The sequence below is a fragment of the Microcoleus sp. S28C3 genome, from assembly GCF_036700785.1.
Classification (GTDB): Bacteria; Cyanobacteriota; Cyanobacteriia; order Cyanobacteriales; family Microcoleaceae; genus Microcoleus; species Microcoleus asticus.
On the sequence record NZ_JAUBPO010000095.1, the window covers coordinates 1 to 20,154 of the forward strand.

The following is a 20,154-nucleotide window of genomic DNA, read 5'->3' on the forward strand; positions in this document are numbered from 1 at the left end:
TGCGATCGAAAGGATGTTCGTAAGTCTCTGACTTCAATCCTAATAAGACTTTTTTCATCCTAAATAGACCTCCTCTAAGAAATGTGCCTGTTCCTCATCATGCTTAGCCATTCATCTCTCGATTCAGCAATGCCGAAATTTTAGAATTTTTCACCACAGAGGTAGCTTGCTTCTGCGTAGTAGTAAACAGGTAAACACATACGATTACTCGTTTGCCCCATCAAATTTCGGAATGAAGATTGATTCATGCAAGATGTCTATTGTACCCATCATTTTTGGTTTGGCGGGGAACTACAGCTTCCTGTAGTTCCCCGTGTTTTAGTAGCGTTTATCCAGCTTCAGCAAACATGGCAATCAATCGATTTGCTGGTTCAGTCATTGAGACATACAATTCTGGCGGTAAAGACCAGACATTACTTGGCTTATTGGGGTCAAGGTAGAAGTTACAAAAACCTTCAATAAACTTCCCAATTATATCAATTTTATATCCCCAAGATTTCAGCAATGGCAAGGCATCATTTTGAACTGTTTTTAATAAATCATTGCGAGTGCTTGTCAGTCTCAAAGAATGAAAAATGGGAACCGCCATTTCTAAAGCTTCAACAATTCCATTGCTGACTCCCTCGTAAGACCATTCAATATCAAAATCAATCATGCGAACGTTTCCCTGGGAGTCTATAATTTCATTATCGCCCCAGCGATCGCCATAAATAATTCCCTGTCTGTGAGCTACATTAAGTTCCTTCAGAATCTTGAGGATAATTTCTACTTCTCCAGCCTTGACAAATTCATGGAACGTTCTCCCTTCTATATATTCAATCAGCATCCAATCTGTATCGGCATGAATTAACTTAGGAACAGGTAAGCCTACAGCCAGTGCGCTTTTGAGAAAGTCAATTTCTTGAGCAATATTCCTGAGTTTAAATATTCCTCCAGCTTCTAAAAAGCTAGTAGCTTCATACATATACCTCATGTATGCCTCAATTTCTTCTGAAGAACTCTCGCGTCTAGCACGAAAAACGTAGCGATCTTCCTCTGTTGTAATGAATAAGATGTGATTGAACGCCCCTTCCACATTGGATTTTTCTATTTTCGCCGTTTTTCCCCCTGGTAGTTGATCTAAAGCCTGCGCAAGTCCTTTGGCAATATTTTCCGGCAGTACAGTCGTGAAGTTTTCATTCATTGGATTATTCATGATCTTTAATTAATGCTTAGTTATATAATTGTTAGCTAAACTATCAAAAAATTCCGCTATTATTTCATGATAGTGAGAGGCAAAATCAAGATGTTCGATTTCTTCTCGACTAAAGTAAGCTAATTTCTGACCTTCGTGAAGCTTGGTCTTACAGATATCTAAATCTATTCGAGTCCAAAAAATGTGTTCGTCGCATTCTTCCCACACATAAGACTTGAAGAAGTTTACTTCACCTAGCTCTAGTTCCATTTCCTCAAGTAGTTCTCTGCGAATCGCTACTTCCGGAGGCTCATTTTCTTCTATATACCCTCCCAGTAATGCCCAAGTATTCGGAAAAGGGATAGAGGGTTTATTATCCCGAAGTACGAGTAAAACTTGGTGCTGACTGTTGAGAAGAATAATGTCAGCTCCTGGTGGTTCTCTCATTGCAAGCCTGTTATAGCGGACTCTAAGATTGTAGGACAAGGATAGGACGAGACGAAAAATATAATTATTTTTTTATATTTGTCTAGAGCGAAAGAAAAGGTAGAAAGCATCTCGTCTCAAACCCATATAGTTTGTAGACGGTTACTTACACAATGCTCCCATGCCTTCTACCCCAAGCTTTATGTTTTTCTCTAGCGTAGGCGATCCCAAAAAGTATTTGTAAAAGAGGGCTAGCGCTTTCTGGAGCTAGTGCTGGGTTGAGATGTGTTATTAATTTCCGACAGGCACCTGAGAGACAGGCTCGGTCTTGGCATCACTACTAAGCGATTTTGTTAAGTACACTGCCAGCAGAGCCGTTTTGGCAAACAGGAACAACGACACCGACAGCCACAAAATATGATTGTTGTGGAAGTACCAAGCGGCTATAGCTGATGGGGCAAATCCAACGACAGAGGCAATCAAGCTGACGTTGCGAATGATATCCCCTTGGGCTAAACCTAAGAAATATCCTTCCAGCATCGTGGAAGCTGAAGCAAATGCCAGTAACAAGATTAATCCCCAAGCATATGTATCAATGTGTGAAGTAATTTCAGTATGGTTGGTCAACAACCCAAATATGTTTTGGGGAAAGAATACACACGCTGCGGCAAAGCTGAATCCTACTAACAAGCTGCTTGCCACTGAAACTCTCACTAAAGGGATAAACTTCTCGTTTTCCCCCTGACCTTTAAAGTTTCCGGTCAATGTTTCGACGGCATAACCGAGTCCATTAGTAAAGTAGACGCTCATTTGCCCTATCTGCATCAACAAGGTATTCTGAGTAAAAAGAACGGTCCCCATTGTGGCACTGAGATTGCCAAAGATGGTGAAGGTGGCCACTTCAGTTAAAGTTCTAGTAAGTATATCTCTATTGAGGGCAAAAGTAGTTTTGAAAGCTGATAAATCCCTAAGCTGTGGAGCGACGGCTTGAATTTCTTGCCACTGAATTCCTGGGATTGCTAAAACTAGGCCCACCAACAACATTAGATACTGGCTAAATGCTTCGGATATTCCAGCCCCTGTACTGTCCCAGCCCCACTGGATAATTAAAAGGTAGTTCAAGATAACATTGGCAGCGTTACCAACAATCGACAGCACTAAAACCTTATTGTTCTTCTCCCGTCCCACAAGCCAACCAATGAGAACAAAGTTGAGCAAAGCGGCTGGCATCCCCGCAATCCGAGCATCGAAATAGGCAATACCTGAAGCCTTGACCTCGGGTTCAGCATTCAACAAGGCAAACCCCACCTCTCGCACAGGGTAATGCAAAATCAAGAGGGCTAATCCCAAGCCAAGAGCGATTAAGCCATTCCGCAATCCCACTAGCAGCATGGCTTCTCGGTCATCTCGCCCAACTGCTTGAGCTGTCACCCCAGTAGTCCCCATGCGTAAGAATTCGAGACTAAAGTAGATGAGGTTAAACAATATGCTACCCAAGGCGACCCCAGCTAAAGAGTGGATGTCTGTCAGATGACCCAAAAAAGCCACGCTGCATAAACCCGATAGCGGCACCATGATGTTGGATAGAACATTGACGATCGCTAGGCGGTAGAAGCGAGGCAGAAAGTCATACTGGCTTGGGGGCGTAAGGTTCATAACTTAACTAAATGCTTAATATAGCTTTATAATAATAAACGTTTTGGCTGGGTGCTGGAGTAGTAGTTTTTTTAAAGCAAGAGCAGTGGCTAAGTTTTTATTTGTCACGGATTTGGATTACACCTTGGTTGGCGATGATGTCGCCTTGGAAAACTTGAATCGGTGGTTGAGCGAGCAGCGTCGAACCTACGGTACGGTTATTTGTTATGCTACGGGGCGATCGCTCCCCCTCTATCAACAACTGATAGCGGAAAAAGAACTGTTAGAACCCGATATATTAGTGCTGGCCGTTGGTACGGAGATTTATTATCAGGGTAGCTATACCCCAGACACAGACTGGACTGCCAAGCTGTTGGAGGGTTGGAACCGACAGCAGGTGGTTGAGGTAGGAAGGCAATTTCCTACCTTCGTCCTCCAGCCTCCTGTTGAGCAGACTCCCCTCAAAGTCAGCTACTATACGAAGCCAGATGACCTTTACAGCCTGCTGCCTCAGTTAGAGACAATCCTCAAAAGCCAAGGCTTGGCAATCCAAATGGTAGACTGCGCTGCTGGCACATATTTAGACATACTGCCTCACCGGGCTAATAAAGGGTTAGCCGTCCTCTTTCTGCAACAGCGTTTAGGCTTTACTGGCGATCGCACGATTATTTGCGGCGATTCGGGTAACGATCTGTCTATGTTCCAAAGCGTTCCCTCCTGTGGCATTATCGTTGGTAACGCCCAGCCAGAAGTATTAGAGTGGCATAACAATTCCTTACCAGGGAAGCGCTACCTTGCTAAAAGTGACTTTGCTGCGGGGATTTTAGAAGGGCTGGAGTATTTCGGATTCTTGAGCTGCCATCAGGGAGTTACCTATGCAGGTTCATCTGCAGTTTCAGGAAAATCAATGACCAATCCTGCAACGGGCAAGATTTAGCTCATAATCATTTTGAGGTTTATTAATGAAAACTATCGTTTATCAATCCTATTTAGGAGATGAAACACCAAATTGGTTAGAAAACTGTATGCAGACGGTAAAAGATTGGGCAGAGCTGAAAGGATTTCATTACCAAAGAGAAGACGATTTTTTTGAGTTTGTTCCCGATTGGTACAAAGATAAAGCGGCAGGAAAAATTAACCTCGTCGCTGATTTAGCTAGGCTGGAATTAGCTAAAAAGTATCTAGACCAAGGCTACGAACAAACTATTTGGATGGATGCTGATGTGGTAGTCTTCGATCCCGATAACTTAGTAATTGATACAACAGAAGATTATTTAGTATGTCGTGAAGTATGGTTGGATACAGAAGATGATAAAAATTTAGAAGAAGGAACTCTATCTTGTATTAAAAAAGTGACTAACTCGTTAGTTTTTTTTGCTAAAGGTAATAGTTTTTTGGATTTTTATATATATGCGTCTAAATCACTAATTAAAAATAAGATAGGGAGGGTGTCTAGACTGGATGTTAGCACTAAATTTTTAACCAAACTCTATGAAATTATCGAATTACCCCTTTTCTCAAACCTAGGACTTTTTAGTCCTATCCTCATGCATGGAATGGTTGAAGATAAAACATTGATTACACAATTGTATGCAAAATCATTGGAATCGCCTATTTATGCTGCCAACTTATGTCTATCTTTTAGAAATCGCTCTTATAAAGGGATAATGGTGACTGATGAACTCTTTGAAAAAGTGATTGATAAATTGATAGATACTAAGGGAGAGGTTATAAATCAACACTTTTCTCCCTCACTCATTGACTACAAATAATGATTACACGTAACATACTGGAATAATATCAATATGTTTTTCTCCCTCAGTTGGTGGACGGAGAGGACAGGGTTCATTAGGCCAGACAGTCCTATCTTCATAAATGTATATTTGATTAATGTCAGAAAAATCTGTAGAAGAGTAAGTTTTTACTGTAGAGAAAAATTTTAAATAGCGATCGTAATAATCTTCTCCCGGACATCTCACATGATCCCATTCATTGGGATTAGGTTCTGGGTATTCTATCGTCTTTTTCCCCAGAATAGGAACGGGTAAAATAGCAATGCCATTGGGTTTTAAGACTCTTCTAATTTCTGAAAGTGCTTTGTAATCATCTTTAATATGCTCGAGGACATGGCAAGCGCAGACAAAATCAAATTCTGCATCTTCAAAAGGTAAATTAGTCATATCACATTTAACGTCTACACCTTCCATCTGGATATCTGCACTGATATAATCTTGAAATAACCTTTGGAAATTTTTCTTAAAAAATTTTTCGGGTGCAAAATGTAATATTTTTTTTGTAGAAATATCGTAGTCTTTAAATAACTCATTTAAGACTAACTGTTGCAAGCGATGTCTTGTCCAAGACCGACATCTAATACATCTTTCGTGCTTTGCTACCGATCCCGTTGGCATAGATAAATCACGAAATGGCCCATAGTAACCACAGATAGGACATTTAAAATTTTGTTTGCCAAAATTATCTATTCTAAACTTTAATACGTTAAATTCTAGCTCTGTTTTTTGTCTAAGATTTTCCAGGAAAGATACTCCCATCATTTCTCCTCTAAACTCAATTAATTTTGTTACCATTGATTTTAACGCTGGAATTGAGAATATATAACATAATTTTATGAAATTTTAGCAATTAATTTATAAATGTACAAATTACAGTGGAGAGGCATTTACTGACTTGACAATATCAGTCAATTATGCTCTTGTTGACGATAACCGCTACCCAATCCATTTTCCAAAGCGTACCCTGTTGGGGTATTATTGGGATATGTCCAGCCAGAGCTATTATAGTGGCATCATGTCTCCCTATAAGATTTGCGCTATCTGCCCCGATCTCACTTCGCCGCAGAGATTTTAAAAGCGCTGGATTATTTCGGATTTTTGAGCTGCAATCAGGAAGTTATCAATGCAGATTCATACACCAAACTGGGTTAAACACGCCGTTTTCTACCAAATATTTCCCGATCGCTTTGCTAGGACTGTCCCACCACACCAAAAGTGGTTGCTTGATGTACCTTTAGAAAACTGGGATGCTCCTCCTACGTTTCACGGTTATAAGGGGGGAAATCTTTGGGGGGCGATCGAACAACTTGATTATTTACAAGATTTAGGCATTAATGCAATTTACCTTAATCCAATTTTTAGCTCGGCGAGCAATCATCGTTATCATACGCTTGATTATTATCAAGTCGATCCATTATTAGGGGGGGATGAAGCGTTTGCAAGTCTACTTAAAGAAGTTCATCGGCGTAATATTAAACTTGTCTTAGATGGAACTTTTAATCATGCTAGTAGGGGTTTTTATTTTTTCAACGATATCTTGGAAAACGGCTCAAATTCCCCTTGGGTAGATTGGTTCAAGATTAAAGGCTGGCCTATCTCACCCTATGATGAGTCTCGTCCCGCTAATTATGCTTCATGGAACGACCATCGGGCTTTACCAGAGTTCAATACAGATCATCCAGGAGTACGCGAATATATTATGCGTGTAGGTGAACACTGGATTAAGCTTGGTGCAGATGGTTGGCGTTTGGATTCTGCGGATTACATCAAAACTCCAGGCTTTTGGCAAGAGTTTCGCGATCGCGTCAAGGCAATTAATCCTGAAGCATATATTGTTGGAGAAATTCCAATGGACGCGAGTGAGTGGTTAGATGGCACACAATTTGATGGCGTGTCAAGCCTGCCTTTTCTTAACGCTACTACTGCTTTTGTTGTCGGCGATCGCCAAGTCAAAGGTCATTTTAAAGAATATGCTCCACCTCCTCCAATAGATGCTGCTGGATATGGGGATAAAATTAATGAGTTGCTGCAAGTTTATCCTTGGGAAATTCAGTTAACTCAGCTTAACGGGATCAACAATCACGATACAGCAAGGCTGATCGACGTTGCAGGAGGCGATCGCCCAAGTTTATATTTAGCAACGCTGTTACTATTTACTTTTCCTGGCGCGCCTTGCATATACTATGGTGATGAAGTTGGTTTGACTGGTGGTTACGATCCAGATTGTCGTAAAGCTTTTCCTTCACAACAAGAGTGGGAGCGAGATATTCTGGAATATCATCGTCAACTAATTACACTGCGCCATACTCACGCAGAACTGAGGATTGGTGAGTACCAAACGTTGTATGCTGAAGGACAAATTTACGTTTTTGCACGGATATTGGCAGAAGAAGTGTTGGTAATTGCAGTTAATGCTGGAAATGAAACAGCAGAAGTCAGTATTCAGCCATCGTGGCACAGCCTTGCGGAGGCTTCCGCATCATCGGAGCCTAACCAAGTATTATTCACCTATGGCTCTAATGAGGTAAATTGGAGTGGTGAAGCAGCACAAAGAAGTCTCAACTTCACACTTGCACCGCGCTGTGGATTAATTTTGGGTTAATTTCATTTATGGACTCTAATCACTCACTGCTGTTGGCGACTGACTTAGATGGAACGTTTCTTGGTGGCTCTAATCAACAACGATCTGAATTTTATCAATATATTCAAGACCAGCGCGATCGCATTCTTTTGGTGTATGTGACCGGCAGAGAACTTGACCGTATTAGTGAACTATACAACGATCCAAACATTCCCCAACCCGACTACATCATTGCTGATGTCGGAACTACAATCGTACATGGTGAAACCTTCGAGCCTATTTCTGTTTTGCAAGACTGGGTGGCGCAAACTTGGGGAAATGCTAACGAACAAGTCAAGGAACTATTAGAAAATGAACCAGGAATAGAATTACAATCTGTTAATCCGGACTATCGGGTATCCTACTACTACGAACCAGAATCTTTTCAACCCAGCACCATCCAAAAAGTAATCGACGCTGGATTTGATACCATCCTGTCCTATGACATGAGACTAAATTACCATTATTTTGATGTCATGCCAAAAGGCATTTCCAAAGGCCCAACCCTCCTCAAATTTTTGGCAGAAATGAATTTTAATCCTGATGACACAATTACTTGTGGCGATACGCTCAACGATTTATCATTATTTGAAACAGGATTAAAGGGAATTGCTGTAAGTAATTCTGAGCCAAAATTAGTAGAGAAAGTTCAAGCAATGGAGAACGTATACTACAGTCCCTATCCAGGTGTAATGGGTATTTGGGATGGTCTTAAGAAGTATGGCAAGGATTAAGATTTAGTTCTATCTTCTCGTAAGTAGCATGATTATAATTAATTGTGGTATGCCAAAGTCAGGCACAACTTTCATAATGAGATATCAGCTAGATCTGATAAACCATGCAATGCCTCAGAATGGAGTAGAGGAAGTTCAGAAGCAGTTTCCTGGAGGAAAATTTTTTCCTTCTATTGATTGTGAAAAAGTAGAGATGTTGCGTCGGATTTCTGCTGAAAATGGTGATTGTTTAATAAAGACACACTCAGCACCCTCATTCTCGATTAAAGAACTGGTTGATAAAGGTGAGGTAAAAGCAGCTTTTTGTTTTCGAGACCCAAGAGATACAATGCTTTCAGCAATCGATCACGGAGAAAGAACTCGTAAAGGACTCGATTCAACAGGTGCGTTCGCAGATATTTACACGCTGAAGGACGCTATACCGTTAGCTGAATATAGCATCAAGGTTTACTATAAATGGCGAGAGTACGGTCAAGCTATATTTATCCAGTACGAAGAATTGATGTCAAATAAGCTAGGCTATTTGAGGGATATAGCAGCTTACTTCGGTTATAAATGCGAAGAAGACGTGCTATTGGCTATCTTTCAAAAACACGAGAAAATTAAAGAACAAGCGCGGAACTTTAATAAAGGCGTTATTAATCGCTGGAAAAGCGAAATGAGTCAGGAAGATCTGATGTTTTGCAATGAGATTTTTAAAGCCGATCTGTTAGCGATGGGTTACAAATTGCTCTAAGTCAATAATCTCAAATATAAAATTTAAAACTGTCTCATAAATTCAATCTGTTTTCAGTTTTTTTCTAAAAAAAAGTAATCTATAAAGTGGTAAAATGCTTAATAATTCAATAGTGATAAATATTAAAAACACTTTAAATAAAGGTCTAGAAAAAATAGGCGCAGTTGAAGAGTGTTCTCTACTAAATTATCCTGATTATCTCAATGTTGGCGATCACCTTATTTGGTTAGGCGAGATATATTACTTAACTACTGTTTTGAAAACAAAAATTAAATATGTTGCTTCAGGTATTGCAGATTTTTCTGAAGAAGTGATGGAGAAACAGGCTGGTAAAGCTCCGATAATTCTTCAGGGTGGAGGCAATTTGGGGGATCTCTGGAGGGAGCATCAAGAATTTCGAGAATACATTATTTCTAAATATCGCGATCGGCAAATAATTATTATGCCGCAAAGTATTTATTTTGAAAATACAAGTAACTTAAAAAAAGCTGCTGATATCTTTAATTCTCACCCTAACTTAACTGTATTTGTTCGGGAGAATTCTAGTGAAAAAATTGCTATTAAATATTTTCATAACTGTCAAATAATTAAAACACCGGATATAGCTTTTCAACTGTTAAATATGTCATGTTTTGCATCCAACAAAACTTGTGAAAAATCTTCTATTTTGTATCATTGTAGAACAGATAAAGAATTGAAAGAAGATTTTTATACTGATTTTATATTTCAACTACCTAATTTAGTTATAGAAGACTGGATTTCGAGTGAATGGAAAATCTGGCGTTCGTGCAAATCAATTTTGGAGACTTCTCAAGCCGATCCTCAGCATTTCCCAGCAATATTTGATAGCCTTTACGATCCCGATGTACATCGCATTTCCTGGATTATAATGCACAAGGCAATAGAGCAATTTAGGCAACACCGTCTGATTATTACAAACCGCTTGCACGGTCATATTCTCTGCATTCTTTTACGTATTCCTCACATTTTTTTAGCAAATTCCTATCATAAAAACGAGTCATTTTATGAAACCTGGACGTATCAAGTTTCTTTTTGTAGATTTGTAAAAGATTCTGCACAAATCAAAATGGCTGTACAGGAGTTGCTGGAAATGTCCTCGAATAAGGTTTGATCAATTATTCCGCCCCAACCAGGCTTATGTGTCCCTGATTGCGTGCGATGAATTCCTCTAAATTTGTTACCCATGAATCAGAGATGGAATTGGCTTTGGCATCTGCCAAAAGAAGAGCATAATCAATCAATAGAGTTTTTTTCAAAACCTGTAAAATCTCTTCATCAGCAATATCTTGGTCAAAACATGGGGGTAAGCCGAGTCCAACGGCGCGGAAATTCAGAATAGTCTGAATACATTTCTCGCAGTGTCCGCAGTTTCTGTCTTTTCGATCCCCTTCCCAACACACTCTGAGATTTTGTAAAGCTTCTTGCCACTGGGCAATCTGCTTCACTTTTTCGGCACGGGTAAATGCTGCACCATCATGAACGATTGCAAAAGTACGGCTCGACAGTAACGGATCGGTGAGTGGATTTGAGCCCCAGGGTAGAACGAGAGCATGATAAGGAAGAGAACTGGGGATTAAGCCTTCCGAGTAGCCACCCTGTAACAGCATCAAGCAAGACGCAACTGCAACTCCGTGAGAGTCCTCCCAATCTTGCTCGAATTCGCGGAAGTTAGTTACCATCGGAATTAGTTCTAAACCCAAGCTGGCGAGTGTCAACCTAGACTTTTGCGCCGCACGGTTAAAGATTTGCGGCTCTGAAAGGGGAATATCCAGCCCGTGAACCATCAATCCTGCTTGTAAAGGGCGCTGTACCCTGCTATGCCCTTCTTGGCTGTGGCGAAACGCTGTTAAACAACTATCCACCCCACCAGAGAAAGCAGAAATTACTCTATGTACCCTATTAGCTACTGGCTGTTCTCGCTCAACTTCTGGGGTGATTTCAACTTGCTTGTAAAGCTCCGATCGCCAGCACGCCCAAGCTGCTTGGAACTCTGCTAAATTCTGCAATAAAGAGGGAGAAACTTCGCCGTGAACCACCATATCAGTGCCGTGCTTCATGGCGATGAAAATGGTGGCAACAACAAATGGGTCGCAGCTTTGTGTCAGTAGAGAACCGTGTTCCGCTTGCACTCGATACCACAAACGATTTTGTGCTTGGTTGGCAGTCTCTATTGTGGCGCTAACAGTGGTTAAGCCATTTACTTCAACTGCCTGTTCTTGCCAAAGATGGGTAGTCATGCGTTACACTTGTTTTCTGGTAATTTTTTAAGGTTTAGCGATCGTTTAGCCTGCCTTGACAAAACTTTTAATGCAACTGCTTGTTGGAATAGTCTCTCAACCAGCGTTTAACAAACGGCTCCCACATTGGTGCGGCTAAACTGGGTTTAAGCAGTCCGTAAATCCAGAATAAGCGATAGATTGGTGCACGTAAAATCCACTCGTAACTTTTGCCATTTTGGAGGATGAAGCGAATGTCCGCTAATACTGACCTGCGCCATTTACGTAGTGCTTGGTGCAAGCTCATTTTTTCCCCGTAGATCGACTGAAATGCCAGCGCTTCTCTATAAAATCGCTGATATACCTTCAGAAGACGTTCGTTGTGTGAGTGATATACGGCTGCTTGAGGCTCATAGATGATTTTGTAGCCCAGCCTTAGCATCGCCCGTGACCACTCCCAATCCTCACTACCAGTTAGCGTTTCATCAAAACAGTGTTTTTCCCAGCACTGACGACGAATAGCAGAATTAGCATTGGAAAAAAAGTGTTCGCCAGGACTATCCGGGTTTGTCTGAGTTCGTAGCTGGTCTCCATAAAACGCTAGGTCTCGCTGAACAGGCGGCCAAGCATCAGGTTGAGGAACCTGTTTGCCATAAACTCCCGCTACTTCAGGGTCATCAAAGTGCTTAACCAGGTTTTGCAACCAGTAGCGATCGCAGGGAAAAGCATGAGCGCTCAACGCTATAACGATTTCTGCCTCAGTAGCTTTCAAGCCAATGTTCAAAGAACGACCAAATGTAAATTCTTCAGGCTGAATTTGAATTAGCTTAACCTCACTCCACTGTTTGACAACATTAACTGTTTCATCAGTCGAGCCAGAATCTACCACAACAATATCGTCGATCTTGAAAGATTGACTTGTCACCAATCTCAAAGTTTTTGCTATGTCTTGAGCTTCGTTTTTTGTGCGTATTAATATGCTAGTTTTAATACTCATGGGATGTATCTTCGGATAGCATGAGTACCCGCTCAATCACTTCCAATACTTCTTTCATACTCCGTTCTTCCCTAAACATTTCTTCCGCTCGCTGTTTGCAATGCTGACCAAGGTCGTGACGCAACTGTGGACTCATAACCCAGTCTTGAATCGTCGTTACCAATTCTCTCACTGTGGCTTGCGAATCAATGTTGGGGTCAGGAAGTAATTTTCCAGTATTACCCAAGACTTCTGGAATACCCCCGACTGCTGTGGCAATGACTGGCAATCCTTTTGCCATAGCCTCAGCAATGGACATTCCAAATGCCTCCGATACTGAAGGCAATATAAAGATGTCAGAAGTATCTAGCCACTCTGAAACATTGGTAACTTGTCCTAAAAATTTAATTTTATCAGTTATTTCCAGTTGCTCAACTGCTTGTTGGAGTTCCTTTTCAAGTTGTGGCTCAAAAATCCCACCTCCTGCCCACACAAAGTAAAGTTGAGACCATACTGGGCCGATCATCAACTGCTTAATTGCTTCTAACTGATACTGGTAGCCTTTTCGCAATTCTATGCGAGCCGCTGTGAAGCAAACTACAGCATCTGTTGGTATGTTAAGCGATTGGCGCAGGCGATCGCGCACGCCAAAATCGCAAGGAGTAAAATATTCTACAGGTCGTCCATAATAAATAACCTTTCCTTTATTCTTGGGAAGCTTGAATAATCTGTGTAATACACCTAAATCATCATAGGAAACAGCAATAACTGACTTGGCTTGAATGTAGTGATGTGATAGCTCATCTAGATATTCAACAAACCGAAGGGCCATATCTGGTAGAACCAGATTCTCGATTACAATGTAGGGTATTCCCAGTGGAATAGCGATTTGTTTAACGGCAAAGCTGGCGAACGGATGGGTGTTACTACAAATAATTAAACTTGGTTTTGGGGAGCTATTTATTAAAGTCGGTTGCCAACTTTCAACATCAAAGCCTCGTGAATTGTTTTTGTTCTTAGCTTCTACCCATAGGTGCTGAATACCCAACTGCTTTTGGAAGCTAATTACTCTATCATCATAGGCTGGGGGTTGTACACAGGTAATTTGATATCCCAATCTTGCTAATGTAGACATAATTAAGTGATTGTTTTGTGCAACGCCGCCAACCCCTGAATCAAGTGTATACAAAAAAATATGTTTACTCATATTAGTGATAGTTGTAAAATAGAAATCTGTACTCCACAAGTTTTTTGTCTATGGTTCATATATCGCTTCGACGAACACTCATTAATTGAGTTTTGTCACTCACTGTTTAAATATTGATTGACTAATTCTCCTTTTGTTTCTAAAAGCTTTTCAATCACAGTTTCGTAGACTTGATCGTTCATATCTATTCCTTGATAGCTAGTATTTCTAAATGAGGCACACAAATTTGCTGCGTAAATAGGAAATCCCAAGAGTCTGACATACTCTTGAGTAAAATACCTTTTTTCTTGAGCAAGAGCATACATATTTAAAGGACTAAAAAGCCCTATATTATTGAAAAGGGGCAAAGGAAAAATTTGATGCAGATTAGTTAGAAATCTAGTACCAACTTCAATCGAAGAAAGTTTACCTTGATTATTCCTAACAATTTCTTTGCAAACATAAATGTAAAAATCTAAAAAGCTATTATTTTGAGTAAATATAGTCAAAGCATTATGAATTTTACTACTAGAAACAATTCTACTTTCCTCTACTGTACTTCCTGCTTCTAGCTCTATCCAAGCTTCGCGACAAAATAAATATTCTTCTTTCGTATTAATATCTAAATTTTCTGGTTGAAAGATCAGAATGTCAGCATCTATCCAAACAGTTCGCTCATATCCTTTTAGAAGAAACTCTTTCGCCAATTTTAGTCTAGCTAAATCACTAATTGGCTGTATTTTTCCCTGCGCCTTTTCTTTATACCAATCCGGAACATAATCAAACAGTTTATCATCGATCATTTCATAATCGAATCCCTTCAGTGTTGCCCACTTTTTAACTGTTTGCATACAGGTATTAATCCAACTAGGTACATTGTGGGTACGATAAGACTGATAAACTATAGTTTTCATTTTAAACAATAAAATAGGTCATTAAAGGATTATTCAACTTCGGCAAATATGGCAATTAAGCGATTTGCTGCTTTAGCTATAGGAGCGTACAAATCTGATGGTATAGTCCAGGTATCACTTGGTTTGTTGGGGTCAAGGTAGTAATTAGAGAAACCTGCAATAAACTGCCTCATTCTGCTGATTCGATAGCCCTCTGCTTTCAGCATTGGCATGGCATCAGTTTGGATAATTTTTAATAATTCATCATGCCTACGGGTTTGTCTCAAACAACTAAAAATAGTAAATGCCATTTCTAAATCTTCAAGAACTCTGTTGTCATCTTTCTCTTGTGACCATTCAATCTCAAAATCAATCAGCCGCACATTTCCTTGGGGATCTATAATTTCATTTTTCCCCCAGCGATCGCCATAAATGATTCCCTGTCTGTGAGCCAAGTTAAGTTCTCGCAGAACCTTGAGCAGAATTTCTACTTCTCCTGCCTCCAGTAATTCATGGAATAATTTTCCTTCAATATATTCAATCAGCATCCAATCTGTATCTGCTTTAATTAACTTAGGAACAGGCAACCCAACAGTTAGGGCGCGGCTGATAAAGTCAATTTCTTCAGCAATCGTTCTAAGTTTAAATTTTCCTCCTATTTCTAAAAACCCTGTATTCTCATACATCCGCTTCAAGTATGCGTTAATTCCTTCTAAGGAATTGCCGCGTCTAGCGCGAAAAACGTATCGTTCCTCAGCTATTGTAATTAATAAAACATAGTTTAATGCCGCTTCCCATTGAGTAGGCTCTTCTATTTTTGCTGTTTTTCCTTTCGGCAGTTGAGCTAAAGCACGCTCAAGTTTGTGAGCAATATTTTCCGGCCGTACCACTTTTAAGTTTTCATTCAGTGGGTCGTTCATCACCTTAACCTATCCTTAATTAGAGGAGAAGCGAACATCTACAGAAAAGAAGCGTCTTCATCCTGAATATAATGCTTCAGCTCAGAGCCTTGGTTTGATATCATAACTATGTTTTTGACTGAGTACAGCGTCCATTTTTTGATTATCATAGGAACACCCTAAAAAGTCAAGCATATTTTTAAAATTATTACTTTTACTAATAACATCTTCGTATTGAATATGAAACGTGTTTTTATACTTAGTTAAATAACTATAAAATCGCTCCTCAGTTGTTAATATTATTTCTTTACTTGTGTTATAATCTCGTTCTCGCCACCACCCACTTTGAAGAACATCCTCGATATTTCTGGTGTTAAAAAGAAACGCAACATTGGGAAAAATATTGGTTAAAAAGCTAAGATATTCTTCAAAATCATTCAAAATTTCTGGATAAGTATATCTTTCTTTAAAGCCGTAACACTGGATTTGCGGGGAATGGCTCTTGTCAGCAATAATTAATTCTTTAACTAATGATTGGCATCGAGTGAGGAATAATTTCTCATTTAATAAAGGCGCTCCATACCAAGGATGGTTGACAACCGTAGCTGGATAGTCAGCCGGAACATTAGCTGCTTTTTCTTTGGCTTTTAAGATTGCTTGATAAGTGTTAAATAGAGGAAAGCAGAAATTATTATTTTCTCCTCTAATCAGGCAACCTTCTAGGCTATTGAGAACTCCTTGTAATAACGTAGAACCAGTTCGACCGTAGGTAATTATTAAAATTGATTGATAATTCATAGCTGTTTGCTGACTGCTGATGTGAATAGGATATAAATGATTTTTGAATCAAACTTTCTGCCTAATTGATAGTATTATTAACTTTCTTCTTTGTCAAGCATACGCTTAAGAAAGTCATTTAATTCACGGCAATCAACAATCATATCATCATCTTGTGGTTGGCAAAGAATAAAACCATGTTTAAATCCTAGACCTTTAGCCAGAGTATAAAAAAAGTAGCTTGGTTTTTGACCAAACAACTCAATAATAATTGGGTTGTTTGAAAAAATCATATTAGCAAAACCAGCTCCATGAGGAGCAATAATAATTTTTGCCTGGGAAAATATTTTTACCTGAGTTGGAAAATCTAAATCTTCCAAAACATAGGAAATAAAGCCCATTTCAGCTAAATTTTTATTTAATTCTTCTTCATTAATTACCCGACGGCAAAGAGCTTTTCTTCGGGAGATGATAATTTTTGGAGACAACGGAATATCGCTAGTTTTATTAAAGTCAAGATTACTAAGTATTCGTTCCCCCAGCCAACGACAAGCTTTAATTGATTGACGACGTTGCTCGCGTCGATTGGATGGAATAACCAATCGGTTGACTTGAGCTTTATAGCCTTGCCACTCAATGCAATCCTCTCGGCTATACCCCATTAGTTCCAATGACTGAATTTTCCACAAAGGAGCATTTTTTTCAATAATTAATTTAGGTCGTTCACCAGTTTTTTCATAGTAGTGTTCAAGTGCTTCAATTCGTGTCAAACATTCTACAATCCAATGGGCATATAAATCGCTCCAACAATTAATTAATGAGCAAGCAAAATTAATTTTTTTTATATCTGAGGCGGGTTGTAGGTAATGTAGAGATAATCCTTGATTTATAGTAGCTGTAATACTTTTTTCAAGACAATCTTCTCTCGCTAATGCTGTCTCTAAAACAATTTTTATATCTTTTGTAACGCCAACAGCATGAGGACCAATTAAATATACATTTTGAATTTCTGCCACAAAAGGAATACTAAAACTAAACTCTCCTTCTTTTTCTTTGATAATTTCGGGAATCTCATAGGAAGAGATTGACTGGTCATAATAAATTGATTCTTTGTACTTAAGCGAAAACAAACTATTTTCCTTACGGGTATCAGCTTGAAAAATCAAGGTTTTTCTATCAATTAGATTTTGCTGAATATATTTCCTTAATAGAAACTGTAGCCACTTTAGTTTTTGCCATGTTTGTATCTGTTTAATCAACCCGAACATCAAATTATATTTTTCCTTAGTTTTTGCCAATGCCTAAGATATTAGCCTATTTCTAATATCTGTGTGATTAAAATATTTATATATTATCAAAAACGTAACCTAATTTAACATAACTATTTTAATGTCAAAAATATATAACTTTTATAAAAATTTGTTACGCTACTTTGTAAAGTAACGTTAAAGACAAGGAGTTGAGGAGACATCGAGGTACTAGAATACTCTGGGTAAGTGCTAGCGCTAATTTTTTAGAACGCATTTCACTTAAGAAAAACTCGATAAGCTCTAAGGAACGAGAACCAATGCCTGTAACAACCTTACGCTTTCCCATTAAACTAGATACTTACAAACCGTTAAAATTAGACCCGACTAATTCAACTTTGACGAATGAGCAAAGAGAAACGCTGAAAGCTAATATTCAACTTTGTCGAGACACTATTGTTTTTTTTACTGCCATAGCAGCAGCAAAAGGCGTAGGCGGTCATACAGGAGGGGCTTATGATACAGTTCCCGAAGTTATGATTCTAGATGCTTTCTTTCGGGGAGTACCAGATAAGTTTGTACCGATTTTCTTCGATGAAGCCGGACACCGAGTTGCCACACAATATCTCATGGCGACTCTACTCGGCGATCTTGATGCTGAAAATCTGCTGCACTATCGAGAACCCTATTCCAAACTTCTTGCTCATCCGGAACGGGGACGCACTCCTGGGGTGAAATTTAGTGCTGGGAGATTGGGACATATGTGGCCTTATGTGAATGGAGTTGCGATCGCCAATCCGAATCGGGTAGTCTTTTGTCTGGGATCAGATGGGTCACAGCAAGAAGGAAATAATGCCGAAGCAGCACGTTTAGCTGTAGCCAAAAATCTCAATGTCAAGTTAATTATTGACGATAACAATTCTACCTGTAGTGGATACCCTTCAGATTATTTACCAGGTTTTAATGTCAGTCAAACCTTAGCTGGACATGGGCTAAATGTACTAACAGGAGAAGGCGAAAACCTAGATGATTTGTATCGTCGTTTGTGTGAAGCAGCTACCACAGACGGTCCCGTAGCGGTTGTGAATAAACGCCAAATGTGTCCTGGTATTAGCGGGGTAGAGGGTACGCCCCTTGGTCATGATGCTCTTGCGTTGGATTTGGCGATCGCTTATCTGGAAACTCGCGGACACACTCAAGCCGTTAATTATCTCAAAGGAATTGTTCCACTCAAACCAACCTACACCTTTACAGGTTCTAGCAGTAAAACTCGCCATATCTTCGATGCCACCGTCGTTTCAATTCTCGGTTCCATGACTCCCGCAGAACGCCAAGAAAATGTGATGTGCATCGACAGTGATTTGGGAGAGTCCTGTGGGATTAACAAAATTAGTCAAGCCTATCCAGAGATTTTCTATCGCGGTGGCATCATGGAGCGAGGAAATTTCGCAGCCGCCGCAGGATTTGGCATGGAGGAAGGAAAACAGGGGATTTTCAGCACCTATAGCGCCTTTTTAGAAATGTGCATTTCAGAAATCACAATGGCGCGGCTGAATAAATCCAACGTTCTGTGCCAATTTTCCCATAGTGGTATAGATGAAATAGCAGATAATAGCTGCCATTTTGGTTTGAATAATATGTTTGCAGATAACGGGCTAGATGATGGCTACGAAACCCGTCTTTATTATCCAGTAGATGGCGGTCAAATGAAAGCCTGTGTGGAGACTGTGTTTCATCAACCTGGTTTACGGTTTATCTTTTCCAGTCGTTCCCCAGTCCCCGATATCCTGGATGCTGATGGCAAACCTTTGTATGGAGACGGCTATACCTTTGTTCCCGGAAAAGATGACGTTGTACGTGAGGGTACAGCAGGGTACATTGTCAGCTTTGGTGAAGTAATTTACCGCGCTCTTGAGGTGGTGGAAAATCTCAAGCAAGCAGGAATTGATGTAGGGCTAATCAACAAGCCAACGCTGAATCTGGTTGATGAAGACATCATGGCAAAGATTGGCTCCACACCCTTTGTCTTGGTGGTTGAATCGTTAAATCGTCGCACAGGGCTGGGAATTCGATTTGGGTCCTGGTTACTAGAGCGGGGTTTTTCTCCCAAATATGCCTATATGGGTACTCATCAAGAAGGTTCGAGTGGAGTATGGGAGCAATTACCTCATCAAGGTATTGATGCTATTGGGATTATGAACAAAGTCAAGGACTTAGCGAGGTGATCAAAGTAGCTTTTCTCGATCGCGATGGTGTTATCAATGTTGATTATGGGTATGTTGCGATTCGTGAGCAGTTTGAGTTTATCGAGGGCGTGTTTACAGTCTGTCGTCTACTGCATAATTTGGGTTACGAGCTGATTGTAATTACTAATCAGTCGGGTATTGCCCGCGGTTATTATTCCGAACAGGACTTTTTAGACCTGAGTGAATGGATGTGCGAGCAGTTTACCAGACAAGGCGTGCCATTGCTGGATGTCTTTTATTGCCCACATCACCCCCAAGCTGCTATACCTAATTATTGCAGGAACTGCAGGTGTCGTAAACCGTCCCCAGGAATGATTGAACAGGCTTGCCGGAAATATCCAATAGATCTTAAAAGGTCAATGATGATTGGTGATAAAATATCGGATATGCAAGCTGCCAAATCGGCAGGGGTCGGTAGATTTTATTTGCTGAGTAAAGAAGTTGTTGCTCAAGAAGAGATAGAGGTTTCGGCTCGGCTGGACAACTTAGCCCAACTAAAGTATTTTGTTTAAAAATATTGGAGGTAAATCTGTTTATTAATTATTGAGAAACTCCCCGGAACTTTCTTCTTAAAG

19 protein-coding genes are annotated in these 20,154 nt (G+C 39.9%); 8 read left to right on the top strand and 11 right to left on the bottom strand.

The window, feature by feature from the left end; genetic code table 11:
* Window positions 1-328: 328 nt before the first annotated feature.
* The 3 genes from QUA13_RS24265 to gntT form a co-directional block, all read right to left on the bottom strand.
* Complete coding sequence (locus tag QUA13_RS24265) at window positions 329-1,195, bottom strand: hypothetical protein (protein WP_333202661.1); 867 nt, start codon at window positions 1,193-1,195, stop codon at window positions 329-331.
* A gap of 9 nt (window positions 1,196-1,204) precedes the next feature.
* On the bottom strand, window positions 1,205-1,621 hold the full coding sequence (locus tag QUA13_RS24270) for an NUDIX domain-containing protein (protein WP_333202663.1): 417 nt from the start codon (window positions 1,619-1,621) through the stop codon (window positions 1,205-1,207).
* A 270-nt stretch (window positions 1,622-1,891) separates the two neighbouring features.
* Window positions 1,892-3,256 carry a guanitoxin biosynthesis MATE family efflux transporter GntT gene (gene gntT / locus QUA13_RS24275; RefSeq protein ID WP_333202665.1) on the bottom strand — a complete coding sequence of 455 codons (1,365 nt, stop codon included), beginning with the start codon at window positions 3,254-3,256 and terminating at the stop codon, window positions 1,892-1,894.
* 85 nt (window positions 3,257-3,341) lie between these two features.
* On the opposite strand from gntT, the gene QUA13_RS24280 reads away from it, so the two are divergent.
* Both QUA13_RS24280 and QUA13_RS24285 read left to right on the top strand, forming a co-directional pair.
* The gene (locus tag QUA13_RS24280) at window positions 3,342-4,172 is read left to right on the top strand and encodes a sucrose-phosphate phosphatase (RefSeq protein WP_333202666.1); all 831 of its coding nucleotides are present in this window, start codon (window positions 3,342-3,344) and stop codon (window positions 4,170-4,172) included.
* Window positions 4,173-4,197: 25 nt separating this feature from the next.
* The gene (locus tag QUA13_RS24285; RefSeq protein WP_333202668.1) at window positions 4,198-5,007 is read left to right on the top strand and encodes a hypothetical protein; all 810 of its coding nucleotides are present in this window, start codon (window positions 4,198-4,200) and stop codon (window positions 5,005-5,007) included.
* A 3-nt stretch (window positions 5,008-5,010) separates the two neighbouring features.
* Here QUA13_RS24285 and QUA13_RS24290 read toward each other — a convergent pair whose 3' ends face one another.
* Window positions 5,011-5,823 (bottom strand): class I SAM-dependent methyltransferase, encoded by an 813-nt coding sequence (locus tag QUA13_RS24290; RefSeq protein ID WP_333202669.1) that lies wholly within the window; start codon window positions 5,821-5,823, stop codon window positions 5,011-5,013.
* 328 nt (window positions 5,824-6,151) lie between these two features.
* On the opposite strand from QUA13_RS24290, the gene QUA13_RS24295 reads away from it, so the two are divergent.
* The 4 genes from QUA13_RS24295 to QUA13_RS24310 all read left to right on the top strand — a co-directional run bounded on the left by QUA13_RS24295 (window position 6,152) and on the right by QUA13_RS24310 (window position 10,250).
* A complete protein-coding gene (locus tag QUA13_RS24295) occupies window positions 6,152-7,630 on the top strand; it encodes a glycoside hydrolase family 13 protein (protein WP_333202671.1) in 1,479 nt (492 codons plus the stop codon).
* 8 nt (window positions 7,631-7,638) lie between these two features.
* Complete coding sequence (locus QUA13_RS24300; protein ID WP_333202673.1) at window positions 7,639-8,382, top strand: HAD-IIB family hydrolase; 744 nt, start codon at window positions 7,639-7,641, stop codon at window positions 8,380-8,382.
* A gap of 49 nt (window positions 8,383-8,431) precedes the next feature.
* Window positions 8,432-9,118: a sulfotransferase domain-containing protein gene (locus QUA13_RS24305; RefSeq protein WP_333202675.1), complete on the top strand. Its 687-nt coding sequence runs from the start codon at window positions 8,432-8,434 to the stop codon at window positions 9,116-9,118.
* A gap of 94 nt (window positions 9,119-9,212) precedes the next feature.
* Window positions 9,213-10,250: a polysaccharide pyruvyl transferase family protein gene (locus QUA13_RS24310; protein ID WP_333202677.1), complete on the top strand. Its 1,038-nt coding sequence runs from the start codon at window positions 9,213-9,215 to the stop codon at window positions 10,248-10,250.
* Window positions 10,251-10,254: 4 nt separating this feature from the next.
* On the opposite strand, the gene QUA13_RS24315 is transcribed toward QUA13_RS24310, so the two are convergent.
* From QUA13_RS24315 to QUA13_RS24345, 7 genes are all read right to left on the bottom strand, one after another.
* Window positions 10,255-11,376 (bottom strand): hypothetical protein, encoded by a 1,122-nt coding sequence (locus QUA13_RS24315; RefSeq protein WP_333202679.1) that lies wholly within the window; start codon window positions 11,374-11,376, stop codon window positions 10,255-10,257.
* 67 nt (window positions 11,377-11,443) lie between these two features.
* Window positions 11,444-12,352, bottom strand: a complete 909-nt coding sequence (locus QUA13_RS24320) for a glycosyltransferase (RefSeq protein WP_333202681.1) — start codon at window positions 12,350-12,352, stop codon at window positions 11,444-11,446.
* Complete coding sequence (locus tag QUA13_RS24325) at window positions 12,342-13,538, bottom strand: glycosyltransferase family 4 protein (protein ID WP_333202683.1); 1,197 nt, start codon at window positions 13,536-13,538, stop codon at window positions 12,342-12,344. Before QUA13_RS24325 ends, QUA13_RS24320 begins: the two co-directional genes overlap by 11 nt.
* A 95-nt stretch (window positions 13,539-13,633) precedes the next feature.
* On the bottom strand, window positions 13,634-14,431 hold the full coding sequence (locus QUA13_RS24330) for a hypothetical protein (protein ID WP_333202685.1): 798 nt from the start codon (window positions 14,429-14,431) through the stop codon (window positions 13,634-13,636).
* A gap of 29 nt (window positions 14,432-14,460) precedes the next feature.
* The gene (locus QUA13_RS24335; RefSeq protein WP_333202687.1) at window positions 14,461-15,333 is read right to left on the bottom strand and encodes a hypothetical protein; all 873 of its coding nucleotides are present in this window, start codon (window positions 15,331-15,333) and stop codon (window positions 14,461-14,463) included.
* A gap of 78 nt (window positions 15,334-15,411) precedes the next feature.
* Complete coding sequence (locus QUA13_RS24340) at window positions 15,412-16,107, bottom strand: sulfotransferase (protein ID WP_333202689.1); 696 nt, start codon at window positions 16,105-16,107, stop codon at window positions 15,412-15,414.
* Window positions 16,108-16,184: 77 nt separating this feature from the next.
* Complete coding sequence (locus QUA13_RS24345) at window positions 16,185-17,384, bottom strand: glycosyltransferase family 61 protein (protein ID WP_333202691.1); 1,200 nt, start codon at window positions 17,382-17,384, stop codon at window positions 16,185-16,187.
* Between the two features lie 269 nt (window positions 17,385-17,653).
* Between QUA13_RS24345 and QUA13_RS24350 the strand changes: the two genes are divergently transcribed.
* Both QUA13_RS24350 and gmhB read left to right on the top strand, forming a co-directional pair.
* Window positions 17,654-19,558, top strand: coding sequence for a transketolase C-terminal domain-containing protein (locus QUA13_RS24350; protein ID WP_333202693.1), 1,905 nt, complete (start codon window positions 17,654-17,656; stop codon window positions 19,556-19,558).
* A complete protein-coding gene (gene gmhB, locus QUA13_RS24355) occupies window positions 19,555-20,091 on the top strand; it encodes a D-glycero-beta-D-manno-heptose 1,7-bisphosphate 7-phosphatase (protein WP_333202695.1) in 537 nt (178 codons plus the stop codon). The genes QUA13_RS24350 and gmhB overlap by 4 nt, the downstream gene beginning before the upstream one ends.
* The last annotated feature ends 63 nt before the right edge of the window (window positions 20,092-20,154 follow it).

Bases quoted from the DNA above. Each gene is read 5' to 3' on its own strand.
- QUA13_RS24265 (WP_333202661.1), bottom strand. From the start codon at position 1,195: ATGAATAATCCAATGAATGAAAACTTCACGACTGTACTGCCGGAAAAT.
- QUA13_RS24270 (WP_333202663.1), bottom strand. From the start codon at position 1,621: ATGAGAGAACCACCAGGAGCTGACATTATTCTTCTCAACAGTCAGCAC.
- gntT (WP_333202665.1), bottom strand. From the start codon at position 3,256: ATGAACCTTACGCCCCCAAGCCAGTATGACTTTCTGCCTCGCTTCTAC.
- QUA13_RS24285 (WP_333202668.1), top strand. From the start codon at position 4,198: ATGAAAACTATCGTTTATCAATCCTATTTAGGAGATGAAACACCAAAT.
- QUA13_RS24290 (WP_333202669.1), bottom strand. From the start codon at position 5,823: ATGGTAACAAAATTAATTGAGTTTAGAGGAGAAATGATGGGAGTATCT.
- QUA13_RS24295 (WP_333202671.1), top strand. From the start codon at position 6,152: ATGCAGATTCATACACCAAACTGGGTTAAACACGCCGTTTTCTACCAA.
- QUA13_RS24300 (WP_333202673.1), top strand. From the start codon at position 7,639: ATGGACTCTAATCACTCACTGCTGTTGGCGACTGACTTAGATGGAACG.
- QUA13_RS24305 (WP_333202675.1), top strand. From the start codon at position 8,432: ATGCCAAAGTCAGGCACAACTTTCATAATGAGATATCAGCTAGATCTG.
- QUA13_RS24310 (WP_333202677.1), top strand. From the start codon at position 9,213: ATGCTTAATAATTCAATAGTGATAAATATTAAAAACACTTTAAATAAA.
- QUA13_RS24315 (WP_333202679.1), bottom strand. From the start codon at position 11,376: ATGACTACCCATCTTTGGCAAGAACAGGCAGTTGAAGTAAATGGCTTA.
- QUA13_RS24320 (WP_333202681.1), bottom strand. From the start codon at position 12,352: ATGAGTATTAAAACTAGCATATTAATACGCACAAAAAACGAAGCTCAA.
- QUA13_RS24325 (WP_333202683.1), bottom strand. From the start codon at position 13,538: ATGAGTAAACATATTTTTTTGTATACACTTGATTCAGGGGTTGGCGGC.
- QUA13_RS24330 (WP_333202685.1), bottom strand. From the start codon at position 14,431: ATGAAAACTATAGTTTATCAGTCTTATCGTACCCACAATGTACCTAGT.
- QUA13_RS24340 (WP_333202689.1), bottom strand. From the start codon at position 16,107: ATGAATTATCAATCAATTTTAATAATTACCTACGGTCGAACTGGTTCT.
- QUA13_RS24350 (WP_333202693.1), top strand. From the start codon at position 17,654: ATGCCTGTAACAACCTTACGCTTTCCCATTAAACTAGATACTTACAAA.